Origin of the sequence: Nocardia sp. NBC_00511, assembly GCF_045161165.1 — a bacterium.
Classification (GTDB): domain Bacteria; phylum Actinomycetota; class Actinomycetes; order Mycobacteriales; family Mycobacteriaceae; genus Nocardia.
In genome coordinates this window covers 3,461,919-3,487,527 of the sequence record NZ_CP107849.1, presented here as the reverse complement: position 1 = coordinate 3,487,527, position 25,609 = coordinate 3,461,919, and the positions used below count along the sequence as shown (strand labels likewise).

At 68.3% G+C, this 25,609-nt stretch carries 26 protein-coding genes; 14 read left to right on the top strand and 12 right to left on the bottom strand.

Annotation, left to right across the window (positions count from 1 at the left end; translation table 11 throughout):
* Position 1: 1 nt before the first annotated feature.
* Entirely contained in the window at positions 2-880 is an 879-nt protein-coding gene (locus tag OG300_RS16555) for a LysR family transcriptional regulator ArgP (RefSeq protein WP_405496862.1), read from the bottom strand.
* A gap of 134 nt (positions 881-1,014) precedes the next feature.
* Between OG300_RS16555 and OG300_RS16550 the strand changes: the two genes are divergently transcribed.
* From OG300_RS16550 to OG300_RS16540, 3 genes are all read left to right on the top strand, one after another.
* Positions 1,015-1,569, top strand: coding sequence for a LysE/ArgO family amino acid transporter (locus OG300_RS16550; RefSeq protein ID WP_405498573.1), 555 nt, complete (start codon positions 1,015-1,017; stop codon positions 1,567-1,569).
* Between the two features lie 43 nt (positions 1,570-1,612).
* Entirely contained in the window at positions 1,613-2,116 is a 504-nt protein-coding gene (locus tag OG300_RS16545) for a DUF4240 domain-containing protein (RefSeq protein WP_405496860.1), read from the top strand.
* Positions 2,117-2,182: 66 nt separating this feature from the next.
* Entirely contained in the window at positions 2,183-2,944 is a 762-nt protein-coding gene (locus OG300_RS16540; protein WP_405496858.1) for a DUF3658 domain-containing protein, read from the top strand.
* 41 nt (positions 2,945-2,985) lie between these two features.
* On the opposite strand, the gene OG300_RS16535 is transcribed toward OG300_RS16540, so the two are convergent.
* The 3 genes from OG300_RS16535 to OG300_RS16525 all read right to left on the bottom strand — a co-directional run bounded on the left by OG300_RS16535 (position 2,986) and on the right by OG300_RS16525 (position 7,663).
* Positions 2,986-3,402 (bottom strand): SRPBCC family protein, encoded by a 417-nt coding sequence (locus OG300_RS16535; protein WP_405496856.1) that lies wholly within the window; start codon positions 3,400-3,402, stop codon positions 2,986-2,988.
* Positions 3,403-3,502: 100 nt separating this feature from the next.
* Positions 3,503-4,327 (bottom strand): helix-turn-helix domain-containing protein, encoded by an 825-nt coding sequence (locus OG300_RS16530; RefSeq protein WP_405496854.1) that lies wholly within the window; start codon positions 4,325-4,327, stop codon positions 3,503-3,505.
* Positions 4,328-4,363: 36 nt separating this feature from the next.
* Complete coding sequence (locus OG300_RS16525; protein ID WP_405496852.1) at positions 4,364-7,663, bottom strand: BTAD domain-containing putative transcriptional regulator; 3,300 nt, start codon at positions 7,661-7,663, stop codon at positions 4,364-4,366.
* 226 nt (positions 7,664-7,889) lie between these two features.
* Between OG300_RS16525 and OG300_RS16520 the strand changes: the two genes are divergently transcribed.
* The 7 genes from OG300_RS16520 (at position 7,890) to OG300_RS16490 (ending at position 14,260) form a co-directional block, all read left to right on the top strand.
* Positions 7,890-8,696 carry an alpha/beta fold hydrolase gene (locus OG300_RS16520; RefSeq protein WP_405496850.1) on the top strand — a complete coding sequence of 269 codons (807 nt, stop codon included), beginning with the start codon at positions 7,890-7,892 and terminating at the stop codon, positions 8,694-8,696.
* The gene (locus tag OG300_RS16515) at positions 8,696-10,192 is read left to right on the top strand and encodes a GMC family oxidoreductase (protein WP_405496848.1); all 1,497 of its coding nucleotides are present in this window, start codon (positions 8,696-8,698) and stop codon (positions 10,190-10,192) included. Before OG300_RS16520 ends, OG300_RS16515 begins: the two co-directional genes overlap by 1 nt.
* 26 nt (positions 10,193-10,218) lie before the next feature.
* Positions 10,219-11,673 (top strand): aldehyde dehydrogenase family protein, encoded by a 1,455-nt coding sequence (locus tag OG300_RS16510; protein WP_405496846.1) that lies wholly within the window; start codon positions 10,219-10,221, stop codon positions 11,671-11,673.
* A 37-nt stretch (positions 11,674-11,710) separates the two neighbouring features.
* The gene (locus OG300_RS16505) at positions 11,711-11,932 is read left to right on the top strand and encodes a hypothetical protein (protein ID WP_405496844.1); all 222 of its coding nucleotides are present in this window, start codon (positions 11,711-11,713) and stop codon (positions 11,930-11,932) included.
* Entirely contained in the window at positions 11,913-12,800 is an 888-nt protein-coding gene (locus tag OG300_RS16500) for a catalase (protein ID WP_405496842.1), read from the top strand. The genes OG300_RS16505 and OG300_RS16500 overlap by 20 nt, the downstream gene beginning before the upstream one ends.
* Entirely contained in the window at positions 12,797-13,444 is a 648-nt protein-coding gene (locus OG300_RS16495; RefSeq protein WP_405496840.1) for an NADPH-dependent F420 reductase, read from the top strand. Before OG300_RS16500 ends, OG300_RS16495 begins: the two co-directional genes overlap by 4 nt.
* Before the next feature lie 81 nt (positions 13,445-13,525).
* Complete coding sequence (locus OG300_RS16490; protein WP_405496838.1) at positions 13,526-14,260, top strand: hypothetical protein; 735 nt, start codon at positions 13,526-13,528, stop codon at positions 14,258-14,260.
* Here the strand turns inward: OG300_RS16490 and OG300_RS16485 are convergent.
* Together OG300_RS16485 and OG300_RS16480 are read right to left on the bottom strand one after the other, a co-directional pair.
* Complete coding sequence (locus OG300_RS16485; protein ID WP_405496836.1) at positions 14,249-15,871, bottom strand: acyl-CoA synthetase; 1,623 nt, start codon at positions 15,869-15,871, stop codon at positions 14,249-14,251. The genes OG300_RS16490 and OG300_RS16485 overlap by 12 nt on opposite strands.
* A gap of 76 nt (positions 15,872-15,947) precedes the next feature.
* Positions 15,948-16,727 (bottom strand): YwiC-like family protein, encoded by a 780-nt coding sequence (locus OG300_RS16480; protein ID WP_405496834.1) that lies wholly within the window; start codon positions 16,725-16,727, stop codon positions 15,948-15,950.
* Positions 16,728-16,921: 194 nt separating this feature from the next.
* Here OG300_RS16480 and OG300_RS16475 point away from each other — a divergent pair, with 194 nt between their 5' ends.
* Positions 16,922-17,878 (top strand): alpha/beta fold hydrolase, encoded by a 957-nt coding sequence (locus OG300_RS16475; protein WP_405496832.1) that lies wholly within the window; start codon positions 16,922-16,924, stop codon positions 17,876-17,878.
* 34 nt (positions 17,879-17,912) lie between these two features.
* On the opposite strand, the gene OG300_RS16470 is transcribed toward OG300_RS16475, so the two are convergent.
* Positions 17,913-18,302 carry a VOC family protein gene (locus OG300_RS16470; protein ID WP_405496830.1) on the bottom strand — a complete coding sequence of 130 codons (390 nt, stop codon included), beginning with the start codon at positions 18,300-18,302 and terminating at the stop codon, positions 17,913-17,915.
* A gap of 170 nt (positions 18,303-18,472) precedes the next feature.
* On the opposite strand from OG300_RS16470, the gene OG300_RS16465 reads away from it, so the two are divergent.
* A complete protein-coding gene (locus tag OG300_RS16465; protein ID WP_405496828.1) occupies positions 18,473-18,826 on the top strand; it encodes a VOC family protein in 354 nt (117 codons plus the stop codon).
* An 8-nt stretch (positions 18,827-18,834) separates the two neighbouring features.
* Here OG300_RS16465 and OG300_RS16460 read toward each other — a convergent pair whose 3' ends face one another.
* From OG300_RS16460 to OG300_RS16440, 5 genes are all read right to left on the bottom strand, one after another.
* Complete coding sequence (locus tag OG300_RS16460) at positions 18,835-19,839, bottom strand: metallophosphoesterase family protein (RefSeq protein ID WP_405496826.1); 1,005 nt, start codon at positions 19,837-19,839, stop codon at positions 18,835-18,837.
* A 56-nt stretch (positions 19,840-19,895) separates the two neighbouring features.
* Positions 19,896-20,384 carry a hypothetical protein gene (locus tag OG300_RS16455; RefSeq protein ID WP_405496824.1) on the bottom strand — a complete coding sequence of 163 codons (489 nt, stop codon included), beginning with the start codon at positions 20,382-20,384 and terminating at the stop codon, positions 19,896-19,898.
* A 52-nt stretch (positions 20,385-20,436) separates the two neighbouring features.
* Complete coding sequence (locus OG300_RS16450) at positions 20,437-21,258, bottom strand: hypothetical protein (RefSeq protein WP_405496822.1); 822 nt, start codon at positions 21,256-21,258, stop codon at positions 20,437-20,439.
* Positions 21,259-21,404: 146 nt separating this feature from the next.
* Positions 21,405-22,415, bottom strand: a complete 1,011-nt coding sequence (locus tag OG300_RS16445) for a Gfo/Idh/MocA family oxidoreductase (RefSeq protein ID WP_405496820.1) — start codon at positions 22,413-22,415, stop codon at positions 21,405-21,407.
* 13 nt (positions 22,416-22,428) lie between these two features.
* A complete protein-coding gene (locus OG300_RS16440; RefSeq protein WP_405496818.1) occupies positions 22,429-23,433 on the bottom strand; it encodes a LacI family DNA-binding transcriptional regulator in 1,005 nt (334 codons plus the stop codon).
* A 263-nt stretch (positions 23,434-23,696) separates the two neighbouring features.
* On the opposite strand from OG300_RS16440, the gene OG300_RS16435 reads away from it, so the two are divergent.
* Both OG300_RS16435 and OG300_RS16430 read left to right on the top strand, forming a co-directional pair.
* Positions 23,697-24,602: a TIM barrel protein gene (locus tag OG300_RS16435; protein WP_405496816.1), complete on the top strand. Its 906-nt coding sequence runs from the start codon at positions 23,697-23,699 to the stop codon at positions 24,600-24,602.
* 13 nt (positions 24,603-24,615) lie between these two features.
* Complete coding sequence (locus OG300_RS16430) at positions 24,616-25,605, top strand: sugar ABC transporter substrate-binding protein (RefSeq protein WP_405496814.1); 990 nt, start codon at positions 24,616-24,618, stop codon at positions 25,603-25,605.
* The last annotated feature ends 4 nt before the right edge of the window (positions 25,606-25,609 follow it).

Genomic DNA, 25,609 nt, shown 5'->3' with positions numbered 1-25,609 from the left:
ATCACAAGAGGGCTTGCGCGGCGGCCTCGGCGATAGTGGCCGCCACCTGGCTCAACGCGGGCGAATCCAACTTCCACTGCTGCCAATACAGCGGAACGTCAACGTGCACATTCTCATCGAGGGGGACCAGGTCGTCCTCCGGGCGGATCATCAGGTCCGGAATCATGCCCCAGCCCATGCCGAAGCGTACGGCGTCGTTGAATCCGGCGGAGGACGGGATGTAGTGCCGCGGCGGATCCAGTTGCCTGCGGGTGTAGTGCCGCATCAAGCGGAACTGTAGATCGTCTTTGCGGTCGAAGAGCACCACGGGCGCGACCGCGAACGCAGCGGTGGTCGCGCCGTCGGGAAACCAGGTGCGCGCGTAGGCGGGTTGGGCCATCGGCCGGTAGCGCATGGCGCCGAGTCGGCGCACCGTACAGCCCTGCACGGGGGCGGCGGTGGAGGTGATGGCGGCCATCACGGTGCCGTCGCGCAGCAGCCGGGTGGTGTACTCCTCGTCCTCGCGGTGCACGTCGAATGAGACCCCGGCGGACGCCCGCGCGAGGGCGTCGATGACCCAGGTCTGTAGTGAATCGGCATTGACGGCAAGGGGAATGATCAGTGGCCCGGCCGCCGGTTGATGCGCGTCGCCGAGTTCGCGCGCGGTATCGCCGGTGAGCAACTGGATCTGGCGGGCCAGCCGCAGCACGGTGAGCCCGGACTCGGTGGGCTGCACCGGTTTGGTGCGCTGCACCAGGATCCGCCCGGCGGAGTCCTCGAGCGCCTTGATGCGCTGACTGATAGCCGAGGGAGTGACACTGAGCTTCCGTGCGGCCGCCTCGAAGGTGCCCTCGCTGATCACGGCGTCGAGTGCGCGCAGCTGATCGAGCTGTAGATCCATAATTAGAGATCCTAATGGTGGGTCAGAATCTTTAGCTGGCCTGGTGCTGGACGGTTGCCTACTTTCAGAGTGTGAACGCATCATCGGCGGCCCTGGCGGCCTTCTCGGGACTCGGCTTCGGACTCTCGCTCATCATGGCGATCGGCGCGCAGAACGCCTTCGTGCTGCGCCAGGGCATCCGGCGCGAACACGTGCTGCCCGTGGTCGCGGTGTGCATCGGCTCCGATGTGATCCTGATGACCGCCGGGGTGGCGGGGTTCGGGACGGTGATGCGCACCGCGCCGGAGATCATGACCGTCGCCAAGTACGCCGGCGCCGCGTTCCTGCTCGGCTACGCCGTGCTCGCGGCCAAGCGTGCGTTCTCCGCCTCGACCCTGTCCGCGGGCGGCGGCGCGCCCATCGCGCTGGGCGCCGCGGTGGCCACCTGCCTCGCGGTCACCTGGCTCAACCCGCACGCCTACCTCGACACCGTGGTGTTGCTGGGCTCCTTCGCCAGCACCTACGCCACCCCCGACCGCTGGTTCCTCACCGCGGGCGCGATCATCGCGAGCCTGATCTGGTTCGTGTCACTGGGTTTCGGCGCACGACTGCTCGCCCCGGTCTTCGCGAAGCCCAAGGCGTGGCGGGTGCTGGACTGTGGTATCGCCCTGGTGATGACCGGCCTGGCCGCCGGTCTCGTACTGAGCTGACCGCCGCCGCAGGCACTTTCGCCCCGCTGGTAGCGTCGCGCCCGTGAGCACGCTGCCGACCGCCGCCGAAGAGACCCGGTTCTGGGCCGTCCTGGAATCCGCCTGGGAGAGCCTCGGTCCCGAACCGGCCCGGCTGCGAAAGGCGTTGCTGGACGGCGATTCCGCCGCGGCGGACGCCCTGGACCCCTATCTGGACCCGTTCGTCGCCGCCCTGCGCACCGCGGCCGCCGACCTGACCGGTGCGGAACTGACCGCTCTGGACCGGGTCGCCGAACGCACCCTGCACGAACTCGACCGCGAGGACATCCACGAGGTCACCGACGGCTCCGACGACGGCTTCCTCTACTGCCGCGGCTTCATCCTCGCCGTGGGCCGCGACTATGTGAGCGCCGTGCTGGCCGACCCGTCCCTCGCGGTCGTGGACGCCGAATGTGAATCCGTCTGCTACCTCTTCGCCCATCAGCACGCCGACCGATTCGGCGATTTCCCCGAAACCGGCTCGGGCATTTCCCGGGAATCGTTCGCCAACCCCGCGGGCTGGTCCTGACAATCGCGGCAAGAATGGGTGCAAACCCTGAGGCGAGGCGCGGTTATCTTTCGGCACACTGGCCGAATGGAGACATTGCACCTGGTCGACGGACCTTCAGCGGCGGAGTCCTTGCGCGTGGCGCTGAGCGGTATCGCGGGCCATGAGAATGATTCCATCGCCTGGTTTCCCGACGACCTGAGTATCGGCCCATTGACACCCCAGGATCCGGCCATTCGCGCGCAATGGTGGCGCGGCTGGTGGGAGGAAATGGTTATCGCCCAAACAGGCGCGGAATCGACCCACGTGGACGACCTGCCAGCGGAACTGACAGCGTTTTGGGAAGCCGCGGAACAGGCCGACCATCTGGTGGTCTGGTACGGCCGCGACAATGCCGGTGAATTGTCGTTGTTCCACGCGGTGTGTGACCGCCTGCGCGACAAGCCTTTCGACGTGATCGAACTCCTCGGCGCGGTCGCCGCCTACGATCCGGACAAGCTGGCCGTCCACGTCCCCGAGGCCCGCCCGATCACCGCGACCGAACGCGCCACCGCCCGCCACACCTGGCAGCACCTCCGCGAGGAGAACCAAACCTTCCGCATCGTGCGTGGCGACCTGGTTTCCGCCCCCGCCCACCACTACGACGGCGCCCTGCTGCAAGCCGCGACCGCCGACTGGACCCCCATCGCCCGGACCATCGCCCCGGTCATGGCCGCCATGAACGTCGGCGACTCCCCGCTGATCTGGCGTGTGAAAACCCTCACCGAATCCGGGCGTCTTCTCATCGACGGCGATCCCTGGTTGGCCCGCGAAACGTCCGTCAAACGCCCTGCTCCCCAGCCCAACTGATCAACCCACCCCAGGACCGAGGAGCTCCCAACTGCCGCTGCTCAGCGCCCGGCGTGCGCGATGAGGTTGTTCACGACATCGGGGAAGTCGGCGGTGATCTCCGGCCCGATCTCCGGTCCGATGGAATCGGCTGCGGTACCGGTGATCTCGGTGCGGTAGGTGACGCGGGTGCGGCCGTCCTCGAGTGCGGTGAGCCGGTGTTCGGTGCGCACGTCGAACCCGTCGCCGGTCATGACGTCCACCCACAGGCTGCCGGTCTCGATCTCCACGAACCGCAGTTCGACGGTGTCACCGCCGGGCACGGTCATCCGGAAGCTGGTGCCGACCGCGAACGGACCGTCGAGTTCGAACTTCTCGATCCCGTCGTTCCATTCGATCCACAGCTCGGGATTCGACCAGCTGTTCCACAGCGCCTCGGGTGACACCGACGTCTCGGCGCTGTACTCGTATTCCCACATATCCCGAGCTTCCGTTCGAATCCGATCGTAGTGCGCGCAACGTATCACGATTGCGATCCCGTTGTGGGCCAGCGAGATTGCCTGAGAACGCGCTGTGTGACTAGCCGTTCGAGGCCCAGGCGATCGGGTCGACCGAGAGCCACGGCGCGACCGCGAGCGCCGAGGGTGTGAGCCCCGCGAACGCCATGACATCGCGATGTAGATGGGATTGATCGGCATACCCGCAGTCGGCCGCCACCGCGGCGGCACTGTCGCCCCGCGCGAGCAGGTGCGCCGCCCGATCGAACCGCACCAGCTGTGCGGCCCGCTTCGGCGTCATCCCCACCTGTGCCCGGAACCGCGCCCACAACCGTTTTCGACTCCATCCGGTCTCGACCGCCAGCTGTTCGACCCGGATCCGCCCGCGGCTGTTCATGATTCGCCCCCACGCGAACTCCACCTCCGGATCCACCGTCCGCCCGACGTCCCGCCGCCGCATCACCTCGCCGCTCACGATCGCGAACCGCTGCTCCCACGACCCCGCCGCATGCATCCGCTCCCGCACCCGCGCCGCGTCACCACCCCAGAACTCCTCGAGCCCCGCCACCGTCCCGCCCAATCCCGGTGCACCCTCCAGCACCCCGTGCGCCACCACCGGAGACAGCCGCACCTGCAACAAATCCACGTCAAGCCCCGCACCGCGCACACCCGCAGACCCCAGCCCCACCACCCCCTGGCCGCCTCCGACCCCACCGTCGTCCATCAACCGCACATCCCCGAAATCGATGAACACGGTCAGCGCCGGGTACGGAACAACCTGAAGCTCAATGGGACTCGCGGCCCGCCCCCGAAACCCCGCCATGGCAATCCCCGCCACCAGGCCCGCCCGTGCGGGAACCGAGACCTCCACCGGAACCCCCGCGATACGCACCGGCTCGACCGCCATCCCGCCATCGTACGAGCCGCGTTCGCTCGATACGAGTCACCGGCTGTGACGGGGAAGTTGGTCGGCGAGGGTGGTGAGGCGATCCTCGATCCTGGTCATCAGGAGTTGAGCATTGCGGCAGCGGCTCAGGTCGAGGGCCTCGTCGAAGATCGCCCGGGCGGCGTCTGGATCGCCGTCGCGCTGGCGGAGGTCGGCGAGGTCGATGAGGGCGGTGATGAGTTCGGTCGAGGATTCGCCGCGCCGCAGCAGCGTCACCGCGGTGGCGAGGGTGTCGGCGGTGGTGTGGTCGGCGGCGGCGAGTGCCACCGCGCGCAGGGCGCGCCCGACGGTGACCGGAGTGTTCCAGCGCCGCGCGAATTCCAGTTCGGCGGCGGCCAGTTCGCGCGCCTGCTCCAGCTCACCGAGCCGGGCCAGATGCAGCGCGGCCCAGCTGCGCCAGGGGATATGGGACGGATTGTGCAGGTCCCAGGCGGCGAGGCGGCGGCCGATATCGAGGAAATGGCCGACGGCCGCGCGGGATTGGCCGCGCGCGGTGCAGATCAGCGCCCGCACATAGGTGATGACCATCCACTCCCAGGAGTCGGAGTAGGTGTAGGCGCGGGTGCTGTCGAGCCACCGTTCGGCGTCGTCGAAGCGACCGGTGCCCAGCAGTGCGTGCGCGTACTGCGCGACCAGTGCTGGCGGATGCCGCACTCCGTCGGCGGGCGGCGTCAGCGCGACCACGGCCAGCAGGCGCTCGGCATCGGCATACCTGCTCTGCCGCAACAGGGTTTCCGAACCGATCACCAGCCGGTAGATATCGATATCCCCGAAATGCTGGTCGGCCGCACGGGCGCTGAGTTCACCGGCGAGGGTGAGTTCATCGGTCCACAGCGCGACGTGCGCGGCGATGCCCAGCAGCTCGGGCGGCAGCCGTCCCGCCGCGGATTCGCCGGTGGCGGAAAGGAAGTACGCGCGCGCCTGCTGCGCCGTGGTGCGCACCGAGAACGTGTCGCCGAGCACCACGGTGGCCGAGTCGATGCGGTCGGGCGCGTCGGTCCCGTGGGCGTCGGTGAGGTAGCGCGTCCAGGCGTCGGCGGTCAGCGCGGCGATCATCCACCGCCCGGCCCGCACCGGGGTGATGGCCTCAGGGTCACGCGCGAGGGTCTCGCCGATCACCTCGTCCAGCAGCTCCTCGGCGGCGCGCGGCTGCCCGCAGCTGACCAGCGTCCAGGCCAGCGGAATAACCGCCGCGGGAACGGTTTCCGCGGCCCGCTGCCCGGCCAGCGCCTGTTCGAGATAGGCCCGGGCGGCCACCGGCTCGGACCACTGCTTGACCAGCCCGAGTCGCATCAGCACCTCGTCGCGCTGCTCGGGCGTCGAAATGCGTTGCGCTGTCTCGAGATAGGCGGCGGCGTCGCCGAGGTCGAGTTCCCGCACCGCCTCGCTCGCGGCGTCGATGAGCGTCGGCACCCACGACGACCACCGCGCCCCGGACAGCTCCCGCAGGTACCGCGCGACCGTCCGGGCGTTGGACGACCGTTGCCGGGCACGCAGGGCCGCCAGTTCCCGAATGCGATGGACCTCGGGATACGGGCACATCTGTCGTAAAGAGTTGGCGGGCAGCGGATGCCGGAACCGTGGCGGGTCGGCGACGGCGAGAATGCCCCCGGTGACCAGCAGTGCGCACCGTTCGGCGACCTCGTGCTCGGGCTGCTCACTGGCGGCCGCGATAACCTCCACCGGGGCCTGATAGTCCTGCAACACCGCGATCACCCGCAGCATCCGCCCGCCGTCGGGTGAGTACCGGCTCAATTGCCGTCGCAGCGCGCGCAGGTAGGTGCCGCCCGCGAGATGATCCGGCACCCGGCTCGGATGATCCAGTAGCGCCAGGTCTCTCAGCAGCGCGGTGGCCAGCAGCGGCAATCCGGCTGTCGCCTGGTGGATTTCGAGGGCGAGCCGATCATCGACCGGACGGCCCAGCATCCGCTCGGCCAGCGCCGCGACGGCCGTCACCGGCAGCCCGCCGAGCCGAATCACCTCGATGGCAGCGCATTCCAGCTCGGTGTGCAGCTCCGATACCTCTGTCGCGTACCAGCCGCGCTCGTCGACCATGGCCACGATCAGCACCCGTAGACGGCGCAACATCGGTGCCAGCGCACGCAGCAGTCGCAGCGACACGAGATCCGCAGTGTCGAGATCGTCGAGCAGGATCAGGCGCGTCCGTGGGTCGGCGGCGAAGCGTTCGGCCAGCAGCTCCGCCTGTGCCGGAGCTGTATCGGCGTCGGCGGCTGCTCCGGTGACCCGAGTCAGTGCGCTGAACAGTGCTGTACCACCGGCACTTTCGAACATCGATATGAGATCTGCATCGGCAACCGTCCCTGCCGCCGCGGTCAGCAGCGCGGTTTTGCCCGCCCCCGGATACCCCGACACCACGATCAGTCCGCCCGCTCCACGCCCGGCCTGCGCGTACCCCGCCGCGATCGCCGCCAGTTGGATGTCCCGATCGAGCAATTCGGTGCTCCGCGCGACCACCGGCCCCGGCGCGCTCGACACCTCCGCCCGCTCGGACTGCCCGTGCAGCAGCCGCCGATGCAGTTCCTGCAGTTCGGAATTCGGCTCCACCCCGAGCTCGTCGACCAGCCGCCGCCGAGTCTGCGCGTACACGTCGAGGGCCTGCGACCGCCGCCCCTGCCGGGCCAGCGCCCGCATGAGCAGCCCCGTCGATCGCTCCCGCAGCGGGTGCTCGGCTGCCAGCGGCCGCGCCCGCTCCACCACGAAGTCGGTGCGCCCCAGCGTGAGCGCCACCATGAGACTGTCCTCCAGTAGCGACAGATAGCGTTCCCGCAACACCGTCCGCCGATTCGCCGCGGCGGGCCCCGGCACCCCGGCCAGCGGCTCTCCACCCCCCAGCTGCAACGCCTGCTCGTAGAACCGTTGCGCCCCCGCCAGATCGCCGCGCCCCCGCGCCTGCTCGGCCTGCGCCGCCAGCTGATCGAACACACCCAGGTCGAGTTGCTCGTCGGTGATGTTCAGCCGATACCGCCCGCGCGCGGATTGCAGCAGCGTCGATTCCGCGCGCGGCGCGCGCTCGGGTTCGAGGGCCCGCCGCAGGGCCGAGATGTGCGTCTGGATCAGCCCGATCCCACTGGGCGGCATCTCCCCGTCCTCGTAGAGACCGTCCAGCAGCGCCGTCGCCGGCACCCAGGTGCGCCGCTGCACCGCGAGCATGGCCAGCAGCGCCCGCCGCTGTGGCGGCCCGAGCGGTACCGGCTGCCCGTCGCGCAGCACCTCCACTACATCGAGCACCACGATCCGGACATCCGGCACCCGCACCTCCGCGCCGGGATGTGTCATCGCTTCTTCCTCCGCACCCTGCTATTCGTTCGCAAACCCGAACAGCCTAGCTAAACCGGACAAATATCGGATGCCTGTGGGCCCTGACCTGTGCGTTCGGAACTCGTTGAGTCGCCATTGAGCGGCCGCCCCCAGAGTTCCTCCCATCTGACAAACCCGACAGTTTCGAAAGGGCATCACCCACATGCGCAACACCCTCCGCCGATCCGGTCGCACGATGATCCTGATGAGCGCGCTCACCATGGCCCTGGCCGCGGCGGCGTGCTCCTCAGCGAGCGATCAGCCCGCCGCCAAGCCCTCCGCCACCGTGCAACCCGATCCGGCCAAGCCCTCGATTCTCCTGGTGCACGGCGCGTTCGCCGACGCCTCCAGTTGGAGCGGTGTAGTGGAACAGCTGCAGCGCAAGGGCTTCCGAGTGACCGCCGCCGCCGTGCCACTGCGCGGACTCGACTACGACAGCGCCTACATTCGCGGCATCCTCGACACCATGCCCGGCAAGACCGTCCTGGTCGGGCACTCCTACGGCGGCGCGGTCATCACCAATGCCGCGGTCGGCTCGCCCAAGGCCGCCGGGCTGGTCTACGTGGCCGCCTTCGCCCCGGACAAGGGCGAATCGCTCGGCGAGCTGGACGGCCGCTACGGTGGCCCGGCCACCAAAATCACCGTGCCGCAGATGTTCCCGGCCCCGGCGGGCGGCGCCTCCCTGCCCGAGCTGGTGATCACCCCCGACAAGTACGTCGAGTACTTCGCCCCCGACGTCCCGCCTGTGCAGGCCGCGGTGCTGGCCGCCGGGCAGCGCCCCATCGCGGTCACCGCCTTCACCGAGAAGACCGGCGACCCGGCCTGGCGCACCCTGCCGTCCTGGTATCTGGTGGCCAGTGACGACCGGATGATCCCGCCCGCCGGTCAGCGTGAAATGGCCAAGCGCAGCAATGCCACCGTTACCGAGCACGCGGGCAGCCACGCCATCGCGGTCTCGCACCCCGACGTGGTGGCCGACGTGATCGACAAGGCCGCGGGCGCGGTCGGCTGATGAGCGATCCGATCTTCGATGTCGTGATCGTGGGCGGCGGGTCGGCCGGTGCCGTGCTCGCCGCCCGGCTGAGCGAAAACCCCGACCGCCGCGTCCTGCTGCTCGAAGCCGGACCGGTCTATCCCGCCGACGGCTACCCCGAGACCGTGACCTCGAGCAGCCTCCTCGGCGCCTACACCGGCCACGACTGGGGCTACACCTCCGAACCCGGGCACATCGGTCACCCGGTGCACGCCTACCGCGGCAAGGTGTTGGGCGGCAGCTCCGCGGTGAACGGATCGGTGATGGCACGGGCCCTGCCCGCCGACTTCGACCGCTGGGCCGCCCGCGGCCTGAAGGGCTGGTCGTTCGCCGACCTGCTCCCCAGCTTCCGAAAGCTGGAGCGCACCACCGCGGGCGCCGACGAATGGCACGGCCGCAGTGGACCATTGCCGGTGCATCAGCTCACCCGCGAGGAACTGAGCCCCATGCAGCGGGCCTTCGTCGACGCCGCACTGGCGTGTGGAATTCCCGCCACCGACGACTTCAACGGCCCGCAGCCCTACGGGGTCGCGCCGTACGCGATGAACGTCGTGGACGGTGTGCGGGTCAACACCGGCATGTCCTACCTCACCGAAGAGGTGCGGGCGCGTCCGAACCTCAGCTTGCGTGGCGACGTCGCTGTCGATCGGATCCTGTTCGGCGACAACGACACCCGTGCCCGAGGTGTCGTGTCCGCCGCTGGCGAACAGGTCCTCGCCGGTGAGGTCGTACTCTCTGCGGGTACCTACGGCAGCGCGGCGATCCTGCTGCGCTCCGGCGTCGGACCGGCTGAAGACCTTGCCGGCCTGGATATTCCGGTGATCGCGGACCTCCCCGTGGGCCGCACCCTCTACGACCATCCCTTCTACTACAACGCCTACGCCGCCCACCCCGACCGCCTCGGTGACGGCCACCCGGTGATCGGTGCGAAGGTGTGGACCGCCAGCTCCACCGCTGCTCCCGGTGAACTGGACCTGCACATCACCGCTACTCACCTCATCGACCAGCACGCCGGCCCGACCGGCGCGGCGTTCGTCCTCGCCGTCGCACTCACCCGCCCCGAATCCCGCGGCACGTTTACTCTGGCCGGTCGAGATCCGGGCCTGGCCCCCGTCATCGACCTGAATTTCCTTGCCACACCGGGTGATCGGCAGCGGCTGCTGGAGGGTGTCGCCCTGAGTCGCCGCATCGGGCGCAGCTCCCCGCTCTCGGACCTCGTCGATCACGAGATATCTCCCGGCACAGGCGATATCGAGACGTCCCTGCTGGCCACCCTCGACACCTACCACCATCCGACCTCGACGGTCCCCATGGGCGCGGACGACGACGCGGCCGCTGTAGTGGACGCGCTGGGCGCGGTGCGCGGCCTGGCCGGGCTGCGTGTCGTGGACGCGTCGATCTTCCCCGACGCCATCTGCGCCGCCACCAACGCCACCGTGATCGCCGCCGCCGAGCACATCGCCGCCCGGCTCTGAATTCCCCTGCGACCGAAGGATTCTCCTTGCCCGAACTGCTGCATGCCCGGCACTACATCGACGGCCTGTGGTCCGACGGCGGTGCCGTCTCCACCTCCCGCAACCCCGCCACCGGCGCGGTACTGGGCACCTTCGCCGACGGCGGCGAAGCGGAGGCCCTGGCCGCCATCACGGCCGCCCGCCGTGCCTTCGACACCGGTACCTGGTCCCGCGACCGCGACCTGCGCGCTCGCGCCCTGTTCGAACTCGCCGACCGCATGGCCGAACGCCGCGACGACCTGGTCGCCATGCTGGCCCGGGAGAACGGAAAGATCCGCGCCGAAGCGGAATTCGAGATCGACCTCTCGATTCCGAAACTGCGTTACTTCGGCGCGCTGGCCCTGGCCGACACCGGCCGCGCCGCCGAGGTGAAACCCGGCCTGTACTCGACCACCCTGACCGAACCCGCCGGTGTCGCCGGAGTGATCGCGCCCTGGAATTCGCCGGTCGTCCTGGCCGTCCGCTCCTTTGCCCCCGCGCTGGCCGCCGGGTGCACGGTCGCCATGAAGCTTCCCGGCCAGACCGGTCTGGTCAACGGCCTGCTCTACGAGATCATCGCGGCCACCGACAGCCTGCCCACCGGTGTCCTGAACTGCTTCACCGAATCCGGCAACGACGGTGCGCCCCTGCTGGTTTCGTCACCCGAAGTCGACGTGGTCAGCTATACCGGCAGCACGGTGGTCGGTCGCATCATCATGGCCAACGCCGCCGCCACCCTGAAGCCGCTGTCACTGGAACTCGGCGGCAAGAGCCCGATGATCGTCTTCGACGACGCCGATCTCGACGCGGTGGTGCCGGTACTGACCAAGGCGATCACCACCTTCACCGGACAGTTCTGCATGACCGGGAGCCGCATCCTCGCGCAGCACGGCATCGCCGCCGAACTCCGCGATCGCATGGCGAAATCCCTTGCCGCAGTCAAGGTCGGCCCCGGCGACGATCCCGCCAGCGAAATGGGCCCGATGATCGACCGCGCCAATGCCGAACGCGTCGACCGCACGGTATCGGAGGCCGCCGCGTACGCCACCATCGTGGAACGTGGCGGACTGGTGAACCGCGGGCCCGACGCCGTCGACGCCTACTACCGTCCCAGCCTCGTCGAGGTCACCGACCTCGCCGCCCCCATCGTGCAGCGCGAGGTGTTCGGCCCGGTGGCCACCTTCGAAACCTTCGGCAGCGAGGCCGAGGCCATCACGCGCGCCAATGCCACCGAATACGGTCTGGCCGCGAGCATCTGGACCCGGGACGTCGACCGTCCGCTCCGCGTGGGCCGGGAACTGCAAGCGGGCACCGTGTGGACCAATACCTGGGCGGTCGTCGTCGACCAGTTCGAGGAGGGCGGTTTCAAACAGAGCGGACTCGGCCGCCTCAACGGCCTGCGCGGCCTCGGCGAGTTCCAGGAGATCAAACACCTGGTGCACCGCGCACCCCGTGGTGCCTGAGACCGCACCCCGGACCCCACCGCACTGGAAACAGGCGGTGGTGTCCGCGATCTCGATCTTCCCGATCTCCCTGCTGGGCAACGCCGTCCTCGGCCCGCTGCTGTCCTCGACGCCGCTGGTCGCGCGCACGCTGGCCTTCACCGTCCTGTTCAGCACGGCGATGACCTTCCTCGCGCTACCGCTGGTGTCGTGGTTGCTGCGCGGCTGGCTGTACCCGTCCACTGAAAGCGCTTTCGACGATGAACGAACTCACCATTGAACAGCTGGCCGCGCGCACGGGAGAGGTGCTCGAGGCCGCGCCCGGACAGCGGATGCTGCACCGGCGTGCGGTGAGCGCAACCGGGTGGTTCCAGGCTGATCCTGTTGCGGCGCAACTGAGTTCGTCTGCGATGCTGGGTGGCGACGCGATCCCTGTCACCGCCAGATTCTCCGGCACTCGTGGCGGGGCGCACGACGCCCGGACCGGCGATCAGGGTGTCTCGGTGCGATTTTCCCCGCCTGCCGCCCCGCCCACCGATCTGATCGCGTTCACCTTGCCGGTGTTCTTCGTGCGGACGGCCGCCGACATGCTCGAATTCCTGGAAGCGGGTGCGGCTGGGCCGCAAGCGATGGCCGAGTTCCGGGCGCGCCATCCGGAGGCGGACGCCGCCCTGGCGGCGGCGGGGGAGCGCGCTCCGACCAGTTACCTGGGGCAGCGCTACCACGCCGTGCACGCGTTCGGACTGGCCGACGCCCACGGCGAAACCGCCTGGGCTCGTTTGCAATGGGAACCCGACACTCTCGTCGACCCCCTCGACGTCGATGCGGCAGCAGCGCGGTCCGCCGACTACCTCACCACCGATCTGACCGACCGCCTGCCCGCGGGCCTGACCCTCTACGCCCGGCTGCCTCGCGAAGACGACCCGCTCCACGATCCGACCGCCCCGTGGAGCGATCCACCGCGCCTGGTCCGGCTGGGCCGCATGAATCTCGAAACCCGCACGGCCGAATGCGATCTCGACTTCGACCCACTGCGGCTCGCGCCCGGAATCGCCGCCCCGCTCGACGCTCTCGCCGCGGACCGCTCCCGGTTCTACCGGGCCGCCCGCGCACTCCGACAGACGATCAAGGAGACCCAACCACAATGACCACCACCGCAATCATCGGCCTCGGCAATATCGGCGGCCGACTGGCCTCCGGTCTCGCCGCCGCCGGATCCGAAATCCTGCTCGCCGCACCGCAACTCGCTGACGCCGAACGCCTCGCCGCCACCCTCGGGGCGCATACCCGTCCGGTCGCCGTCGAGGAGGCCGTCGAGGAAGCCGACATTCTGATCTTCGCGGTGTGGCTCGACGCCCTCCGCGATCTGATCGAGCAGTATCGAGACCGCCTGCCCGGCAAGATCATCGTCGACCCGTCCAACCCGATCGCGCCCGACGGCAACGGCGGCTTCGTCAAGACCATCCCCGCCGAGCAGTCCTCCGGCGAAGTCATCGCCGCCCTGCTTCCGCCGAACGCGGCCCTGGTCAAAGCCTTCGGAACCTTGGCGGCCGACTCGCTGACCACTGCCGCGCACCGCAATCCACCCGCTGTCGGCTTCTACGCCACCGACGATGAAGCGGCCGGCGAGGTCGTCGCCGTCCTGATCCGTGCCGCAGGTTTCGACCCGATGCGCGTCGGCGGCATCAGCTCCGCGGCCCGCATCGAAGTCTTCGGCGACCTGCACGAATTCGGCGGCCTGGGTCACCCGGTCACGCGCGCCGAGGCGGAAGCCGCCCTCACGCAGAACTGAAACACGTTCTTGTCCGGCCGGGTCTCCTTGTGTACGTTCGGCATCGCGCGAGGTGCGATGCCGACGAGGGGAGTGGCAGCCATGACCACGGAGGTGGCGGAATTGCTGCTGCGTTCCCGGGAACTGCTGGACTCCGCCCTGTCGAAACTCGACGGGCCCGGCGTGGACCCGGCACCGGTGACGCCGCAGCGGGATTGGGGCGCCATCCTGCAGCGGCGTTTGGACCAGGTGCGGGAGGAAGTGGTGATCGCCATCTCCGAACCGATCAGCGTCGGCCTCGAGTACCTGGCCGCCGAGGCGCAGATACGTGAACTGGTCGACGCCGGGATCCGGGTGCAGATCCTGCTGTCCGCCCGGTACGCCGACGACCGGGAACTCGCGGCCAGGCTGCGGGTCTGCACGTTCGCCGATCGAATTCGCGTCACCGACAACGACTTCCACAACACCATGGTGCTCGATCGCCGCATCGCGGTGCTGTGGGCCCGCGTGAACGGACAGCCGCAGGCCCACGTCGCGTCGGAGTACACGCTGATGGGTGCGATCTACCAGTTCGCCACCCAGACCTGGGAGACCGCCCTGCCCCTGTGCGACCATCTGGCGCTGCGGCATCGCGAACTCGACGACACCACCCTCGCGGTGTTGCGGCTGCTCAACGACGGTGTCACCGATGAGGTTGCGGCCCGGCGGCTTTCGGTCTCCACCCGCACCTATCGGCGCTGCATCGCGGAGGTGATGACCCGGCTCGGCGTCGCGACCCGATTCCAGCTCGGTGCCCGCGCCGCCGAACTCGGGCTGCTGCGTTCCTCATCTGGGTGAGCGCGCCAGGTCGCCGTGTTCGGCGGCGTACTTCTTCGCGGCCGGATAGTTGGCCTTCCCGCTGGGCTGCCGCATCATCTCCGCCACCACCCAATAGCGGCGCGGAGCCTTGTATCCCGCGATCCTGGTCCGGACATGGGCGTCCAGCGCCGCCAGATCGAGTTCGGTCCCCGCACGTGACTGCACCAGCGCCGCAACGGAATTCCCGAACCGTTCGTCGGCGACCCCGATCACCAGGGCGTCGAACACGTCCGGACAGGAGGTGAGCGCACCCTCCACCTCCTCGGGAAACACCTTCTCCCCACCGGTATTGATGCACTCCGACCCACGCCCGAGCAGCGTGACGGTCCCGTCCTCCTCATAGCGCGCGTAGTCGCCGGGCACCACGTAGCGCACCCCGTCCACCTCCACGAAGATGGTCGCGGACTTCACCGGATCCTTGTAGTACCCGAGTGGCACATGACCGGAACGCGCCATCCGCCCTACCGCTCCCGGCACGCGTGGCACCAGGTTCCCGTCATCGTCGATGAGCGCCGCCTGCGCGCTGTAGCGCACCCGCGGGCCCTGCGAATGATCGGAATCCTTGCCCACCACGGCCAGTCCGGTACTGCCGCTCTCCGACGAGCCGATCACGTCGGTGAGGAACAGATTCGGAAACTCCGCCAGATACTGCTGTTTGAGCGACTGCGAGAACAAGGCCGCATGACTGCTCAACGCCCACAGCGACGACACGTCATACGGCTTCTCGCGATAGGCGTCGAGCAGCGGACGGGCCATGGCGTCACCGACGACGGTCAGCACATTGACGCGCTCCCGCTCCACGGTCCGCCACACCTCCTCGGCATCGAACCGCGGCACGAACACCACGGTGCCGCCGGAGTTGAGGGCGATGAACGCCGCCCACTGGGCCGCACCGTGAATCAGCGGCGAAAGCGGTGCCATCACCAGGCCCTCGGGTGCGGACTTCGCGTTCTCGGCCAGTTCCCACTCATCGGCGACATACTCGCCGGTGACATGGTTGATGCCGCCGCCGAGCGTGCGCCACACATCCTCGTGGGTCCACATGACGCCCTTCGGATAGCCGGTGGTGCCGCCCGTGTAGAGGATGTACAGGTCATCGGAGCGACGCTCGTCGAACGCGCGCTCGGTGGATTGTCCGGTACGCGCCGCGTCGTAGTCGATACCGCCGTAGCCCGAATAGTCGCCGCCGGAGCCATCTTCGATCACGATGACGTCGGTGAGCATCGGTGTCGTCGCCATGACCTCAGCCACCACGTCGGCGTAAACCCGTTCGTGCACGAGGGCTTTCACATCGGCGTTGTCGACGATGTACCGCACTTCCTCGGCTACATACCGATAATTGACGCACACCGAAACCGCCCGCAATTTGTACGTGGCGATCATCGCCTCCAGCGCCTCGATCGAGTTGCGCGAATATACGCCGACATGATCGCCCTTGCCGATGCCACGCGAAGCCAGATAGTGCGCAAGCTGATTCGCCCGCTGATCGAGTTCGCGATAGGTGACCCGCCGATCCCCGCAGATGACCGCGATTCGATCGGGCACCGCGTCCACCGCGTGCTCGAACAGGTCCGCAACATTGAAAGCCATGCGCCCAAGCTAGAACCGGTCGCCGAGCCCGGACAACGGAAGTTTTTGCCGACTGTTGGCAAGAACTTGCCAGGACTCAGATCAGAGTGAGCACGGCGAGCAGCACGCAGCAGCCCATCTCGATGATGCCCACCTCGGCGGGCCGCAGCTTGTATCCGGGCAGGACAACAGCGCGCGCCAGGAACAGGATGAATGCCACCGCGAGCAGCGGTTGCAGCCAGGTCGCCAGCGCCAGCGCGACGATGTGGAAGATGACGGCGGCGCGATAGTAATTGCGGCTGCCGCGCTCCCGGATCATCGTCTTCACATAGAAGACCGTCCCCGCGAAGTACAGCAGACAGGCCACCGCCGCCCGCCATCCGTCGCTGAGCGCACCTCCGCCCACATACAGCGAGGCCAGCAGCATGCCGCAGGCGGGAACCACCGCCAGCAGTCCGTTCGCCAGCGCGCGCTCGTCATTGCGCCACGCGTACCGGAGATTGACCAGGAAGAACGGCAGCATGATCGCGGCCGCCACGAACAGCCCCGGCTTCGCCACGGCCACCGGCACACCCGAGACGATCAATGCCGCGCCCGACACCAGCATCGGTCGCAGGTGCCGTCGCGGGGCTTTCGGGTTACGGGAAATTCGGCGCAACCGCAGATACTGCTGGAGATGAAAGGCCGTCGTATAGGCCAGTAGCCACGCCAGCAATAGCGGAATATGCCACCACGAAGGATGACCGAGCAGCATTCCGATCAAGAACGGGACCACGAGCATCGCCCATGCGCCGTGCTGATTGGGCAGCCATTTGCGCACCTCCTTGCGCACCCGGTGTTTTCCGCGAGGCGGGGCAGCGAGGGCTTCGGAGGTCACCTTCGAATGGTATTTCCGATCCGCCTGGCCGTCCCTGTGTTTCCAAACCCGCGCCCCAGCGCCGTATTGCGGACCACACCTTGGTGGTGATCGGCCCACCCCCGGCGGTGGTATTCGAGTCCTCGGGGCACTGCTGAACGGGTTGACGGTGACGAACACTGGGAAGTGCCCCGCAGCAGGAACCGGAGAATTCGATGTCGATCACCCACACCATCGCCACCTCGGCGTCACGCCGCGTGACCGTCGACGCGGAAGACGGTGTGGCGCTGTCGATCCGGGAGTACGGTCCCCGCCACGCGGCGCTGACGGTGGTGCTGCTGCACGGGCACTGCTCGCGTACCGAATCCTGGTCCTACGTTCGTGACGCTCTGCGTCGCCGGTACCCCGAGGCCCGGGTCATCTGCTACGACCATCGCGGCCACGGTGACTCCGCCACCGCGCCGCGCCACACCTACACCCTCGAACAGCTCGGCCGTGACCTGCACGATGTGCTCGACGTCGTCGCTCCGACCGGGCCGGTCATTCTCGTCGGCCATTCCATGGGCGGCATGACCGCACTGACCTATGTGGACCTGTATCCGCACGAGATCGGGACTCGAATTGTCGGCGTCGGCCTGGTTGCCACTGCCGCGAGCGGTCTCGCCGAAACCGGCTTCGGCCGCCTCCTCCGCAACCCCGCCATCGCCGCCTTCCGCACCGCGGTTCGCTGGGCACCTGCACTGATGCAGAACGCGAAACACCTGGCGCGCAAGCTGTTCACTCCGATCGTCCGCAATGCCGAACGGGGTGATCGCACGGTGGGTCCGCGAATTCTGGCCCTCGCCAACGCGATCCACAATCAGACCTCGATCGTGACGATGGCGGCCTTCCTCGCCGCGTTCACCACCTACAACCGCACCGCCGCGCTGCCGCTGCTGTCCGCCATCCCCACGCTGATCCTTTGCGGCTCAGCCGATCTGATGACCCCGCCTTCGCATTCCGTCGCCATGGCGTCGGCCATCAACTACGCCGACCTGGTGCTGATCGACGGTGCGGGCCACTCGGTGATCCTGGAGGAGCCGGATCGGGTGGCGGACGCCGTGACTCGACTGGTGGGGCGGGCGTACGAAATGGGGCAGACGACGCATCGTGGACTTGTCGCTGTCGCCTGAATTCGCCACCTGCCCGACGCCGAGCGCACCTGGCCTATCCGACCGGCGCGACGATCTGAATGAGGTTGCCGCAGGTGTCTTCGAGAACGGCGGTGGTTACCGGCCCGGCGGCAACCGGGTCCTGGCGGAAGGTGACGCCGAGGGCGCGCAGCCGGTCGAACTCGGCCTGCACGTCCTTGACCTGGAATGACGCGGCCGGGATGCCGTCGGCGAGCAAGCCGCTCTTGTAGGGCTGCACCACCGGGTGAGTGTCGGGTTCGAGGAGCAGTTCCGCACCTTCTGGATCCTCGGGCGATACCACGGTGAGCCAGCGGGCCGCGCCCAGGGGGACATCGTGCTTCTTCGTGAAACCCAGTGTGCCGGTGTAGAAGTCGAGCGCCTTCTGCTGGTCGTCGACGAAGACGCTGGTGATGTAGATCCGCATGCGAGGGTTCCTCTCGGTTCGGTGATCCGCCTCACCTGGGCAGGATAGGGGTGGGGGGTGACATTCGGGCCGGTGGGTGGGACGGGTGTGTCGTTGCGGAGGCTCGGGTGTGGGCGGCCAGCATCATGGGTGGCGGACGAACCTGGACTCGCGAGCCGTAGGAGGCAGCTTTGAGCGACCATGAAGTGCGGATGATCATCTTGTCGACCGATGACCTGGATGAATCGATCCGGTTCTACAGCGAGACCCTCGGAATGCCGGTCAAATTCCGCGACGGCGCACACTTCGCCGCACTGGACGGCGGCGCGGTGACCCTGGCCCTGGCCACCGCCATCGACCACCCGATTCACGGCCAGGTGGTCGTCGGTATCAAAACCGCCGACGTCGACGCCGCCGCGAAGGCCGTCGAGGCCAGCGGCGGCGGCATCGTGAAGGGCCCCTACGACGACGCCCACGAGCGCCGCGCGGTCGTCTACGACAACAAGGGCAACGGCCTGGTCTTCTACAGCCCCCTCCCTCGCTGACCGAGTCGTCAGTCAGGCAGTGCGGGCACCTCGACCCCCAACGCGACCGTCAGGTCGATGGTGCGACGAGGCGTGTTGCACTGCCGACTGAGACCGGCCACATCCAGCCTGTTGTTGCGGGCCTGGAACAGGAACATCGACGCGGGGTGCGCTTTCATTTTTTCGGCGTCGAGGCCGTCGGCGGTCCGCTCGGCAGCGGAAACCAGCGCCGGGAACACCGACTGCAAGGCGACGGACCACTTCTCGATCTCCGCCAGCCAGGCGCGACTGGCCGCGTCCGGGGTCGCGGACAGGCGGGTGATCGTCTCGGCCAGCTCGAGCCAGGTGTATCCGTGCCACGGCTTGGTCCTCAGCACCGGTAGCTGCCAGTTCCGCCTGACGTTCGACCAGTGATCGGTGTGCGCGGCAACCGAATGAATCGTCATGTCCGGCAGGCTCAGTGCCGTCAGTCGCCCGCCGTGGCAGGCACCGGTATCGAGCCCGAAGATCCGCCCGTCCCGAACCATCGGCTCATCACCGGTCACGTGATGCCCGAAAGCGATCACCTCGGCGTCCTCATATCGATCGTGCCAATGACCGCTCGCGAATCGCGCCGCGAGTTCCCGCTCACCCCTGCTGGATCCGCACAGGATCTCCTCGGGCTGTTCGCTCAGCGGAATCCCCGGCACCATCCCCGCATGCACCACCCGCACATGCTCGTTCTCGAAGTAGTACGGCAGCGTCCGCATCCATTCGACCATCGCCGCGTACCCGTCACCGGCCTGCAACCGGGTGACGTCCTGCGAATACGAAAAGACCCCCCGAACATGTTTGCGCTCATGGTTTCCCGCGACCACGACCGAATTGCCCCGCGCCCGAAAGAACTCCACCACCTCGACCGGCTTCGGACCCCGATCCACCAGGTCCCCGACACTGACGAGCAGGTCCTCGTCGCTGAGCGCGAGTGCCTCCAGCAGTTCCATCAATTCGTCGAAGCATCCGTGAATATCCCCGACAACGACAGTGCGACCCATTCCCCGGACGCTATCCGCGCTCGCGCGACCCGGGCAACGGAATATCCGGCCGCGAATCAGCTACAGGCGGGGGAGGTTTGGCCGCCCAGTTGCAGCATGCTGCAGATCCATTCCTTCTGTACCTTCCACTTGCCGTCCTCGACCACGAACGGCACCACCGCTTGCTGTGGTTGTCCGCCGTTGACCGAGGCTTGCGCGGCGGCGCTGAGCATTCCGTTGCCGAGGTCGTTGACGCCGGTGACGGTGACGGTCGCATTGCTCTGCTTGTAGAAGTCGGCCAGCCGCTGCGGCAAGCTCGGGTCCGCTGAAACACCCTGCATGAATTCGAACTTCTGCTCGTTCGGGACGGCCGGGTCGACCACCTTCTGCAATTCGGTGTTCAAGTCCGCGGCGGTCGGCGCGGCGGGGAAGTTCCCCGGGGCCACAGCGACTTTCGAGGTGGTCACCTTGACGGGCTTCGGATCGCTGCTGCACGCCGACACTCCGAGAACCGTCACGGCCGCCAGCACGGCAACCCCCACCCGCCCGATCTTCTGAAGCTTCAAAAGCGATCCTTCGCGCTCGAAAACAGCTGTCACGCAACGATACAAGCGGTGCTCAGCTCGGGACCGACTGCCAGGTGCCGGTGGTGGAGTGGGGGGAGGTGGCGCTGGGTTGGCAGAGGACGGCTCGGCCGCTGGAGGATTTGGCTACGATGTCGCGCTGGGTGTTGCAGGGTTGGCCGGATTCGTGTGTGCCGCCGGACATTTGGCCGGGGATCTGCCAGGTGTAGGTGCGGGAGCCGGTGGCGTCTATGCCTCGGGCGCACAGGAGTTGGCGGCCGTCGGCGGTGGTGCCGAAGTAGCCGGAGGAGGAGGCGTCGCAGGTGGAACCGGCGGTGGGGGCGTTCTCGTCGAGCCAGGCCGGACTTGCGCCGCCGGCTATGTCGCAGGTGAGGGTGATGCCCTTGGCGCTCTTCGCGGTTTGGCCGAGGCTGAGGGTGTCGCAGGGGTCGTGCAGGGCGGGGACGGTGGTGGTGGTTGTGGGGGCGACCGTGGTGGTGGTCGTCTGAGGGGCCGTGGTGGCGGGCGCGTTGTCGACGGTGGTCGGCTGGGCGCGCGGGTTGGTGGCGCTGTCGGTGGGGGCCGCGCCACCCAGCGGGGTGATGGGGGCCGCCTTGGTGGGGGCGGCGGTGGTGGCGCCGGGGGCGGCCGACCAGGAGGCGTTGCCGGTGAGGACCACGGCGGCCAGCGCGACGAGCAGGACGACGATCGTCGCGGTGAGGCCGATGATCAGGTAGCGGCTGGTTTTCGCGGTCTTCGGGGCCGCCGCCGCGGACTTGGGCTCGACGGGTTCGGGAGGGGGCGCGTCAACGACGGCATCCAGGACTACCGTGTCCTGCCACCACAATTCGTCCTGCGGGCTGTATCCCGATGGCATCGAACTCCCATCAAACCAACTACTCTCGGGCGCCTCGGCACAGCGACGCGTTGGCGGGAGCTTACAAGCTGCGCAATCGGTACGCCCGCCATAGTCCGAATGTGGAATGGGCGTATCTCACTCAGTGGTGGGCCGGGTAGTCCCGCTCAGCGGCGAATCTCGGCCAGCCGCACGGGTTTGCCCTGATGACGGGACAGTTCACAGGCCTCGGCGATGTAGAACGCCTCGAGCGCCTCGGCGGGCGGACACGGATTCGGTTGCCGCCCGGTCGCGACCTCGAGGAAAGTGGCCAGCTCCTCGGTGTAGGCGGAATGGAATCGATCCATGAACCCGGGATAGGCGGGCAGCGGCGACTGTGGGTGCCCGGGTTCGACCGAGTGCAGCGGCGCTCGATCATCCAGTCCCACAATGGCATTGCCGAGCGAACCCAGCACCTCCAGGCGCACGTCGTACCCCGCGCCGTTGTAGCGGGTGAGCGAGACGGTGGCCAGCGCCCCGTCGTCGAGGCGCAGGATCACCGCGGCGGTGTCGATATCGCCCGCGTCGGCGAAGAACTGCTCACCGCGATTGCCCCCGGTCGTGTACACCTCGACCACCTCGCGGCCGGTGACCCAGCGGATGATGTCGAAGTCGTGCACCCCGCAGTCCCGATACAGCCCACCCGAGCGCGGGATGTACTCCGCGGGCGGCGGCGCGGGATCGAGGGTGGTGGCGCGCAGGGTGTGAATCCAGCCCAGCTCACCGGATGCCACCGCCGCCCGGGCGGCCCGGTAGCCGGCGTCGAAGCGCCGCTGGAAGCCGATCTGCACCGGCACCCGCGAGTCGCGCACCCGTTCAACCACCGCCAGCGTGCCGAGAATGTCTGCGGCGATGGGCTTTTCGCAGAACACCGGAATGCCGCGGTCGACGGCGGCGGTGATCAGCGCCGGATGGGAGTCGGTGGCGGTGGTGACCACCAGGGCGTCGATGTCAGCGGCGAGCAGTGTCTCCACGTCGGCGGCGAAGTCGATTTCGAGCTTGTCGGCAGTGGCGCGGGCGCGTTCGGCGTCGGCGTCGGCCACCAGCACGGCGGCGACGCCGGGCAGGGATTTCAGGCTTTCGGCATGGGAGGCACCGATGCGGCCGGTGCCGGCGAGGCCCACAGTGATCGGGGACATGGAACGGCTCCTGTCAATCGCGGGGTGGGGCAGTGGTCGAGCGGATCACCAGGGCGGGCTCGAGCCGCATGCGCACCGGTTCGGTGCGCTGCTCGCGCAGCCGTTCGGTGAGGGCCCGCACCGCCAATTGGCCGATGCGGGTACGAGGTTGGTCGATGGTGGTGAGCGAGACGTGCCGCAGCGCGGCCAGTGAGGTGTTGTCGTAGCCGACGACCGAGACGTCGTCGGGCACCCGCAGCCCCGATTCCTCGAGCGCCGCCATCGCGCCGACGGCGTTGAAGTCGTTGCCGCACACCAGAGCGGTGGGAAAGTTGCTGGGGGAGAAGATGTTCAGCAGTTTGCGGACGGCCGCGGCACCGGCGGTGTCGGTGTGCTCGCTGTCGATCACCATGGGCTCCAAGCCATGTCGGGTCATGGCCGCGGTGTAGCCCTTGCGTCGTGGCGGGGCAGCGAACGCCACGCCCCCGTCGAGGTGCACGATGCGCCGATGTCCCAGTGCCACCAGGTGATCCACGGCCAGCGCCGCACCGAGTTCACCGTCGTCGTTGACGGTGTCCACGGCCGCGATGGTCGAGGTGCGCGACACCAGCACCACCGGGCACTGGGCGGCCGCGTCGCGAATCCCGGACGCGGGCAAAACCGGTGAGAGCAGGATGATCCCGCCCGGCCGGAAGCCCAGCAGGCTCTCCAGCGCGGTGCGCTCGCGGGCGGCACTGCGCCGCCCGGTGTTGAGGATGAGTTCGAGCCCGGCCTCCTGCGCGGCCGCGTCCATGCCTTCGACGATGTCGGCGAAGAACGGGTTGCGCAGGTCCGAGACCATGACACCGACGATGTTGGAGGTGCGGCTGGCCAGCGAGCGCGCCATGGCGTGCGGCTGGTAGCCGAGTTCGGAGGCCGCCGCCAGCACCGCGCGGCGGCGATGGTCACTGACCTTGGGGGAGTTGCGCATGACCAGTGAGACCAGCGCCCGGGAGACCCCCGCCCGGGCGGCGACGTCCTCCATGGTCGGTCGGGTCATCGTGGTCCTCCGTGGGTTCCGGCTCGGTGTGTGTCGCACGCTACAGCGTGGCCGGGGGCCGAAGCAATAGAGCGCTCTAATCGGATATTCGAGGCAACTTTTCACGGGCTCATTTCGCCTGCAAGACAGTATTTTCCGAGTAAGAGGCCCTGTTTTCGATGCATGGCGAACTCTTGACACACGAGTGAGCCAAGTTACATTGTTGGAGCGCTCCAACGATGAGCACATCACTCGATGCCTGACGACGGGTCTGGGAAGTGCCGATGACCGAATCGCTCCATCCACTGCGTATCGCCGCCGCTCCGATCTCCTGGGGAGTCTGCGAAGTCCCCGGCTGGGGGCATGTCCTGGACCCCGCCACCGTGCTGTCGGAAATGGCGGGACTGGGTCTGGCCGCCACCGAATTCGGTCCGCCCGGCTACCTATCCGCCGACCCGCACGAGCTACGAGACCAGTTGCGCGGCTTCGGAATCGCGCCCGTCGGCGGCTTCCTGGCCGCGGTGCTGCACCGGCAACCCGGCGCGGCCCTGGCCCTCGCCCGTGAGACGGCGGCGCTGTTCGCCGCCACCGGGGCCGAGGTGCTGGTGCTGGCCGCCGCGACCGGCGACGGCGGCTACGACAGTCGCGCCGAACTCAGCGACCACGAATGGCAGACCCTCGTCGACACCGCGGCCACGATCGCCGATATCGCCGCCGAACACGGGCTGCGGATCGCCGTGCACCCGCATGTCGGCACCCATATCGAGACCGCCGCCGAGGTGGATCGCTTCCTCGCCGACTCCGACCTGGACCTCTGCCTCGACACCGGGCACCTGCTCATCGGCGGCGTCGATCCGGTCGCGCTGGCACAGCGTCACCCCGACCGCATCGGCCACATCCACCTCAAGGACGTGCACGCCGACCTGGCCGCCGAAGTGCGCGCGGGCCGAATCGAATACAGCGAAGCCGTCCGCGACGGGCTGTACGTGCCGCTGGGCGCGGGCGACGTCGATATCGCCGCCCTGGTGCGCGCGGTGCACACCGCCGGATACCGCGGCTGGTACGTGATGGAGCAGGACACCGCGCTGAATCCGGGCGATACCGCCGAGCTGCCGACCCGCAATGCCGAATCGAGTCTGCGACACCTGGCGGAAATCAGCGCCGGTCTCGCCTCGGCCCGGATTCACTAGGGAGGTGACGACGATGATGTCCATATCCTCCCGATCCCGACGCCTGCGCCTGCTGCCGTGGCTGGCCGTCGCGGCCGTCCTCGCGGCCTGTAGCGGCCCGGGCACCGAGACCGACACTCCGGTTTCGGCCCCGGCCGAGGTCGGCACGCTGCACTCGGTCGCCGTGGTCACCCACGGCTCGCCCGGCGACGCCTTCTGGAACGTGGTCAAGAACGGTGCCGAGGCCGCCGGCAAGGACCTCGGGGTGCGCGTGGAGTACAACTCCTCCGGCGACCCCACCCAGCAGGCCAAGCTCATCGACAACGCGGTCGCGCAGGGCGTCGACGGCCTCGTGGTGTCGATGGCCAATCCGGACGCGTTGAAGCCGTCGGTCGAAAAGGCCGTCGCGGCGGGCATTCCGGTGGTCACCATCAACTCCGGTGAGACCGAGAGCGCCACCTTCGGCGCGATCGGCCATGTCGGGCAGAGCGAACAGCTGGCCGGTGAGTCGGCGGGCAAACGCCTCGCCGCCGCCGGGAAACACAAGATGCTGTGCGTGATCCACGAGGCCGGCAACATCGGCGCGAATCAGCGGTGCGCGGGCGCGACGCAGGGGTTCGGCAATGCCACCACGCTGCAGGTCGACATCAACAATCCGACCGATGTGCAGTCGCGGATCAAGGGCGCGCTCGAGGCCGATCACTCGATCGACGCCGTGCTCACCCTGAACTCGCAGATCGCCGCCCGCGCGGTGGACGCCGTCGCCGAATCGCGGTCGCAGGCCGCGGTGGCCACCTTCGACCTGAATCCCGATGTGGTGTCGGCGATCCGGGCCGGGACGCTGCTGTTCGCCGTCGATCAGCAGCAGTACGAACAGGGCTATCTGCCGGTGGTGATGCTGAAGCTCTACAAGTCGAACCTGAACACGGTCGGCGGCGGGCATCCGGTGCAGACCGGTCCGGCCTTCGTGGACAAGAACAATGTCGATGCCGTCGCCGCGCTCGTCGGCCAGGGCACCCGGTGAGCGG

Excerpts from the sequence above, each read along its gene's own strand:
- OG300_RS16475 (WP_405496832.1), top strand. The coding sequence starts at position 16,922 with ATGTCGATCACCCACACCATCGCCACCTCGGCGTCACGCCGCGTGACC.
- OG300_RS16535 (WP_405496856.1), bottom strand. The coding sequence starts at position 3,402 with ATGTGGGAATACGAGTACAGCGCCGAGACGTCGGTGTCACCCGAGGCG.
- OG300_RS16520 (WP_405496850.1), top strand. The coding sequence starts at position 7,890 with ATGAGCGCGCTCACCATGGCCCTGGCCGCGGCGGCGTGCTCCTCAGCG.
- OG300_RS16550 (WP_405498573.1), top strand. The coding sequence starts at position 1,015 with ATGGCGATCGGCGCGCAGAACGCCTTCGTGCTGCGCCAGGGCATCCGG.
- OG300_RS16485 (WP_405496836.1), bottom strand. The coding sequence starts at position 15,871 with ATGGCTTTCAATGTTGCGGACCTGTTCGAGCACGCGGTGGACGCGGTG.
- OG300_RS16500 (WP_405496842.1), top strand. The coding sequence starts at position 11,913 with ATGAACGAACTCACCATTGAACAGCTGGCCGCGCGCACGGGAGAGGTG.
- OG300_RS16555 (WP_405496862.1), bottom strand. The coding sequence starts at position 880 with ATGGATCTACAGCTCGATCAGCTGCGCGCACTCGACGCCGTGATCAGC.
- OG300_RS16445 (WP_405496820.1), bottom strand. The coding sequence starts at position 22,415 with ATGTCCCCGATCACTGTGGGCCTCGCCGGCACCGGCCGCATCGGTGCC.
- OG300_RS16430 (WP_405496814.1), top strand. The coding sequence starts at position 24,616 with ATGATGTCCATATCCTCCCGATCCCGACGCCTGCGCCTGCTGCCGTGG.
- OG300_RS16470 (WP_405496830.1), bottom strand. The coding sequence starts at position 18,302 with ATGCGGATCTACATCACCAGCGTCTTCGTCGACGACCAGCAGAAGGCG.
- OG300_RS16515 (WP_405496848.1), top strand. The coding sequence starts at position 8,696 with ATGAGCGATCCGATCTTCGATGTCGTGATCGTGGGCGGCGGGTCGGCC.
- OG300_RS16440 (WP_405496818.1), bottom strand. The coding sequence starts at position 23,433 with ATGACCCGACCGACCATGGAGGACGTCGCCGCCCGGGCGGGGGTCTCC.
- OG300_RS16530 (WP_405496854.1), bottom strand. The coding sequence starts at position 4,327 with ATGGCGGTCGAGCCGGTGCGTATCGCGGGGGTTCCGGTGGAGGTCTCG.
- OG300_RS16490 (WP_405496838.1), top strand. The coding sequence starts at position 13,526 with ATGACCACGGAGGTGGCGGAATTGCTGCTGCGTTCCCGGGAACTGCTG.
- OG300_RS16435 (WP_405496816.1), top strand. The coding sequence starts at position 23,697 with ATGACCGAATCGCTCCATCCACTGCGTATCGCCGCCGCTCCGATCTCC.
- OG300_RS16540 (WP_405496858.1), top strand. The coding sequence starts at position 2,183 with ATGGAGACATTGCACCTGGTCGACGGACCTTCAGCGGCGGAGTCCTTG.
- OG300_RS16495 (WP_405496840.1), top strand. The coding sequence starts at position 12,797 with ATGACCACCACCGCAATCATCGGCCTCGGCAATATCGGCGGCCGACTG.
- OG300_RS16525 (WP_405496852.1), bottom strand. The coding sequence starts at position 7,663 with ATGACACATCCCGGCGCGGAGGTGCGGGTGCCGGATGTCCGGATCGTG.
- OG300_RS16450 (WP_405496822.1), bottom strand. The coding sequence starts at position 21,258 with ATGCCATCGGGATACAGCCCGCAGGACGAATTGTGGTGGCAGGACACG.
- OG300_RS16460 (WP_405496826.1), bottom strand. The coding sequence starts at position 19,839 with ATGGGTCGCACTGTCGTTGTCGGGGATATTCACGGATGCTTCGACGAA.